Consider the following 5,881-nt stretch of genomic DNA (forward strand, 5'->3'; position numbering starts at 1 on the left):
CGCTCCGAAAGCCGATAGTTCATCTGCGCTCCGATCTCAAATCCGGGTTTACCTTTTTCCATTGCATTACGGAGGTTAACGGTGCTGCTGTTACCCTTCAATGTCCGACCGCTTAACCCGCCAGAAAACCTCAATCCATACGACCATCTTGAACGCGCAGCTTGCGGATTTCCCTGCCCAAAGCAGGCGGTTGAACATAAAACCAGCGTTAAAAGACTGCTGAAAAAAGCTAAAAGTTTGCCGGTAGAAAATATTTTTTTCATTTTGATTGGGTTCATTTTATTTAAGGCTCTCGATATAGTCTTTGATCAACTGTATGCCTTCCATGTGGATAATGGTTGTTCCAAGCAGTGGCATCACCCCTTTCTGCGTTTTACTTACGATCTTATCCCCTTTTTTACGGATTCCGGTCTGATCGATCGGTAGAACATACTGCAGAAAAAGATCTGTTTTCTTTGCGTCGCCGGTTGGGTTATGGCAATGTGCGCAGTTCATTTCCAGATAGGCCCTCGCACTTTCTTCGAGTGAAACATTGGGTGAAAATGCAACCGGAAGGCTTTTAACCGCATGGGAATCAAAACTATTGAGCAAACCCAAATTCTGGAATGATTTTAACTGGTTTGTAGCCTGTCCGTTAACAGCAACATCAAAATTCAGGTTCCTCAACTTCGGCCCTATCGGGATAATCTGGTCATCAGAATTATGGCAGGTTGCACATTCCCTTTTGTTGGGCACATGGTAATCGATCACTTTTTTCTCTCCTGTTTCGGTAATCCAGTTAACCGCTGTATTGGTACCACCTTCCAGAAGCGTGGCATCAGTCTGGTCCGCGTTCCACAGGTAGGTAGCGACATTCCATATGCCTTTACTTTTAATAAGCAGCCTGGTTTCAATAATTCTTTTACCCAGGTTTACATTCCTTTTATCATGGTGATAATAAAATGTTTTAACGATGATGGTGTTGTCGGGGAATTCTGGCAACCCGTCATCAACTTTGGTCAATTTCGTTCCCTGGGGAATTTTGATCAGGCGTTGCTTCTCCGCATAATCGGTAAAAAGCTGGGTGGCCAAACTATAGAGATGATAGTCTTCCACAGGAATTAAATCTCTTTGATTGCCTGAGAAAATATGATAATCCGATAACCTGGGCTGAAATGAAACCGATTCATTTGTAATCCCCTTAAGGTCGTCCTTGTTGCAGGCATTCAGTACTCCAACCGCTATTCCAAAAGTGATGAGTACAGCAAATACGAGGTGCTTTTTTTTCATGATCGCTGAAATATTTATAAAATCAAAATCACGATTTAACCTATCGCTCCGATATCTAAAAGGAAGTCGTCTACCCCAATCACATCAAAATATCTACACCGATCATTCACTACTGGTTAAATCGCGGCACAAAAGTAGGCCGCGCCTGCTACCCGCAGTTAGAAGTAATTCTTCCAAAACTGGTACAAATCATTCCGGATGAACCTATATAAAAAAAAATGGCCGAATAATCTGGCACATGATGATCAGCCCTATAAAAAAGCGTTAGACCTATCCGCAAACATCATACGGGATGGAAAGAAAGAATTATTTTAGCAGCAAGAAATTGAGCTTACAGGCAATTAGATAATCCTATCAGAAAAAACGTTGCACATTTGCACAGCTTATGTTACAACCTGAAGAATAAATTTATCGCGGAAATGAGTTGGGGTATATCCGGTATGTTTTCTGAAATGCCGGGTAAAATAAGAGATATTTTCAAAGCCAAGCCTTATAGCGATTTCCGAAATATTGGCATCTCCCTGTTTCAGCATCACCTTAGCTTCGAGCACAATCATTTCACTAATGTGGGTGGTTACCGGTTTCCCCGTACTTTCTTTAACACATTTATTGAGGTGGTTGGCGGTCACATTCAACGCATTGGCATAATGCAATACAGATTTATGCTTAAGCACATCCTGCTTGAGCCGTTTAATAAAACGCAAAGTAATTATTTCGGCAGCAGAATGGTTCCTTTTATTTACCGTTGATCCGCTTTCTCTCCTCATCATAATCAAAAACTGGCATAACAGTATACCTATATATTGTTGCCTATCGGGAAGATTAACCTGTTGCTCGTTATAAATCTTATCCAACAGGCCGCCAACTTCCTGATTACTATCTTGATTAAGTTTTACCACAGGACTTCCCTCATCCTGAAAATACGGAAGATCATCAAGCGAATTCTGGTTTTTTAAAAAATGTAGAACAAACTCTTTATCAAAGATCACGAAATAGCCTTCGGCATCGGCTGTACAGGAATCAATGGATTTAATAATTCCCTCTTTGCAAAAACATACATTTCCCTGCCCTACAATGTATTTCTGCAGGATATCTGTTCTTACCATTTCCCCTTTTTTCATCCAAAAAAACTCATATACCGTGCTTCTGGCTGGCATAATGGGAAATTTAATGAACTTTGAAAACTCTTCAATTTTCATTATTGAAAAAATCTCCTTGCTGGGATATTTTCCCTCCGGATCATGCGCAGCCCTGGACAACAATGGTTTAGCCGCGCTATCAAGATATTCTGCATAAAACTGGTTAGGGGTCATATAGGGGATAACCTTTTTCTCCATAGCTTCATTTACGGTTTGCCTGTTGTACATTTTGATACAAAATACAGAATAAAAATCGACAAGTTGCATTCCTCAGTCTCAAAACGCGTATTTAAGACACATTAATCCATAAAATAGGTTTTAAAAACATCATTTAACGTTGACCTAAATCAATGCCATTTCTTACGATAAATCAATGGAAGGCTTGTTATTACCTGCCATATTTGTACTGTTGAAACAGCTTACATATTTTAAAACGAAGAAATGAAAACTGCAAAAGAATTATTACTGGATTACTTAGAAAATATAGGAAATCCTGATTTCCAGATCGAACTGTTTGCCGATGATGCCGCAATTGAATTGCCTTATCTCGCCAGTCTGGGTATGCCGGCCCGTTGGGAAGGCCGGGAAACACTGCATAACTTTTTAGCCAACCTCCCTAAAACATTCCAGGGATTTAAATTCAAAAATATCCGGATACATATTGATACCCGAGATCAGGCTTTTGGTGAATATGAAGCCACCGCAGTTATTGCCACCAACGGTAAAGAATATGCCCAACACTATATGGGGCGTTTAGTAGCAGCGCATGGTAAGATAAAACTGATCCGCGAAGCCTTAAATATGGTGCCGGTTATCCGGGATATAAAAGGTATGCCAGTTGGTTAACCATACAACCAAACAGGCTGCCTAAAAATGAGACAGCCTGTTTGGTCGAATCTTTATTAAGTACTAACGAATTAACCTCAGCCCTTATCGGCCGGATCAAATTCTACAATCCATTCAATGCCATATTTATCCCTGAACATGCCGGCATAGGTACCCCACGGACTATCGCCAATCGGGCCTTCTACTTCGCCACCAGCAGATAATGCGCTGAATATCTGTTCTGCTTCTTCACGGCCTTCTGTATTTACATATATTTTAGACCTGTTTTCATTTTCACTCACCCGCCCCAAAAAACCGGGAACATCGTTGGCTATCAACACATTGTTTTTACCAAGTGGCAGGCCAATGTACATGATTTTATCTGCCTCCTCTTCGGCAACCTGAAATTCGGGACCTGATAAATCTTTAAAACGGATGATTTTTGTAAACTCGCCGCCAAAAACCGATTTGTAAAAAGTAAAAGCTTCTTCGGCATTGCCGTTAAAGTTGATCCAGGGATTAATTGCTCTCATATTTTATATTTTGGTTTAATTGTTTATATTAACTCTGCCATGAAACAGCAGGTAGATCTGGCTTTTCAACTCCAAAATGCTTTCACAGACATCCATTTAGCCTGATAAAACAAACGAACTATCAGGAGGCATAGTATTGCGGATTTCAGGTATATGATCAGAGGTTATCTTTTGCAATTACACTCCAGTCATCATTCCCATGTCCTTTTGCTATCCAGTTATCCATCAATGCTGCCACAGCTGGTAAAACGGTTAAGCTTACACCATTTTGTTGTGCGGCACTCAACATTAAACCGGCATCCTTACGTGCCATATCCAGTTCCCAGGATGGTTTACTGAAATCGCCTGCCCGTATTTTATCGAACCTTACCGGAACACCTGCGCCCGGGTTCCATGAGCTGAATAATGAGGCTACTTCTGCAGAATCGATCCCCAATGCTTTGGCCAGACCAAGTGCATCAGAAAGCCCTGCTGTAAGAGAAATCAGGAAAAGATTACCGATCAGTTTTATTCCGGCCGCCTTTCCTTCTTCAGGGCCAAAATTGATGAGTTTACCTGTCATCTTTGCAAGTTCAGGCCCTAACTTATCAATCAGAACCTGGTTTCCCGATACCAGCATATTGCCACTCCCCTCCAGGGCATTTGCAGGCCCCATAAATACTGGCGCATGTAGGTAATCGAAACCTTTACTTTTCCAGAGCGTAGTTCTCTCGATGGCTCCCTCTAACGAGGTGGTTGTATGATCGATGATGGTTATGCCCGGAGAAAACCCCTTACTGGCAGCATTCAGCACCTCATTTACAGTAGCGTCGTCTTTAAGTGTAAGGTGGATCACTTCTGCTCCTTTAACGGCCTCAATAATATCATCGAATGCCTTGGCACCATCCAATTCCAGCGCCTTGGCCTTCGATGCAGTTCTGTTCCACACCTGTACCTTGTCGCCCCTGCGGAGCATGGCTTTAACAAAATTTGACCCTAAAAGGCCTGTTCCCAAAAATGCTTTCATAGAATGTTTAATTGATCTGATAAAGATAGCGAACACCAGTAAGAAAAGTGAATATCTATTGGTAGGTATCAATATTATCAGGTCTGTAAGGGCAATACAATGAGGGATTAACTTTATAAGCTACCTATTTACGCAAGACTTCAGGGGCACACCAAAAAAAAATGAAAAATAGGCCAATCGCCTCCTCCTCCGGCACTTCAACGGTTGAAGACACACTATTCTTCCAAAACCATACCCCTTCTCTCCCTTCAGACCGCAACTGCGCTGAATATGGAACTTTGTTCTTACCTTTGTACCTTTAAAACAACACCTTACCAATCTCATGACAGCTCTCATCCGTCTGATTTTTATTGTATGCTTATCTCTGCGGTTCTACGGTGCAATGGCCCAGACTGATCAGACCGTTACCAACGGCGGAACCACCGCGCCTGTAACTTTTCCGGCGGGCTGTACCTACAGATGGACCTGCGATAAGCTATCCATCGGCCTTGCTTCCAGCGGTACGGGCAATATACCTTCGTTCACCGCCGTTAACAACAGCGCCTCGGCAGTTACCGCTACCATCACCGCTACACCGGTTACCGCTGATTATGCCTACATTCCCACTAGCGGAACCAATAACGTTTCGGTAATCAACCTTTCGACCAACCGCATAGAAAAAACAATCGCGGTGGGACGCGCGCCATTTTATGTCTGCGTCAATCCCAGCGGCAGTGAGGTCTATATATCCAATATAGATGCCAACACCATCTCGGTCATTAGCACGGTCAGCAATACTGTGGTTGCCACCATCCCTGTTGGGCGGATGCCCGCCGGCATCGTATTCAGCCAGGATGGCAGCAGGGCCTATGTAGCCAACGCTAACGGCAACAACGTTTCCAATGCCAATAACATCTCGGTTATCAATACCCAGACCAGATCGGTTATCGCCACCATACCTACGGACGAAAGCCCGGGAAATTTGCTTATCAGTCCGGACGGAAAACTTCTTTACGTATCGATGGGTAATCTTATCGGTCTGATCCAGGTATTTGATACCTCGACAAACCGGTTTGTAAAGGAATATTATCCCAGGGGATATTCTCCCCAGGAAATGGCGTTCAGCAGGG

At 42.9% G+C, this 5,881-nt stretch carries 7 protein-coding genes; 2 read left to right on the plus strand and 5 right to left on the minus strand.

The genetic code is table 11. The annotated features are described in order from the left end of the window. The 3 genes from B2V92_RS21390 to B2V92_RS21400 all read right to left on the minus strand — a co-directional run. The coding region (locus B2V92_RS21390; RefSeq protein ID WP_293312038.1) for a hypothetical protein at nt 1-263 on the minus strand (263 nt) is incomplete at its 3' end. 16 nt (nt 264-279) lie between these two features. Next, nucleotides 280-1,269 (minus strand): hypothetical protein, encoded by a 990-nt coding sequence (locus B2V92_RS21395; RefSeq protein WP_293312039.1) that lies wholly within the window; start codon nt 1,267-1,269, stop codon nt 280-282. Between the two features lie 383 nt (nt 1,270-1,652). Further along, complete coding sequence (locus B2V92_RS21400; RefSeq protein WP_293312040.1) at nt 1,653-2,636, minus strand: helix-turn-helix domain-containing protein; 984 nt, start codon at nt 2,634-2,636, stop codon at nt 1,653-1,655. Between the two features lie 213 nt (nt 2,637-2,849). Here B2V92_RS21400 and B2V92_RS21405 point away from each other — a divergent pair, with 213 nt between their 5' ends. Continuing rightward, nucleotides 2,850-3,254: a nuclear transport factor 2 family protein gene (locus B2V92_RS21405; RefSeq protein ID WP_293312041.1), complete on the plus strand. Its 405-nt coding sequence runs from the start codon at nt 2,850-2,852 to the stop codon at nt 3,252-3,254. Nucleotides 3,255-3,331: 77 nt separating this feature from the next. Here B2V92_RS21405 and B2V92_RS21410 read toward each other — a convergent pair whose 3' ends face one another. Together B2V92_RS21410 and B2V92_RS21415 are read right to left on the minus strand one after the other, a co-directional pair. Further along, nucleotides 3,332-3,766, minus strand: a complete 435-nt coding sequence (locus B2V92_RS21410; protein ID WP_293312042.1) for a VOC family protein — start codon at nt 3,764-3,766, stop codon at nt 3,332-3,334. 157 nt (nt 3,767-3,923) lie between these two features. Next, nucleotides 3,924-4,772 carry an NAD(P)-dependent oxidoreductase gene (locus B2V92_RS21415; protein ID WP_293312043.1) on the minus strand — a complete coding sequence of 283 codons (849 nt, stop codon included), beginning with the start codon at nt 4,770-4,772 and terminating at the stop codon, nt 3,924-3,926. Between the two features lie 322 nt (nt 4,773-5,094). Here B2V92_RS21415 and B2V92_RS21420 point away from each other — a divergent pair. Then, nucleotides 5,095-5,881, plus strand: a 787-nt coding sequence (locus B2V92_RS21420; RefSeq protein ID WP_293312044.1) for a YncE family protein, incomplete at its 3' end; no start/stop codon positions are given.

Origin of the sequence: Pedobacter sp. UBA5917 (assembly GCF_002432345.1) — a bacterium.
Classification (GTDB): Bacteria; Bacteroidota; Bacteroidia; order Sphingobacteriales; family Sphingobacteriaceae; genus Pedobacter.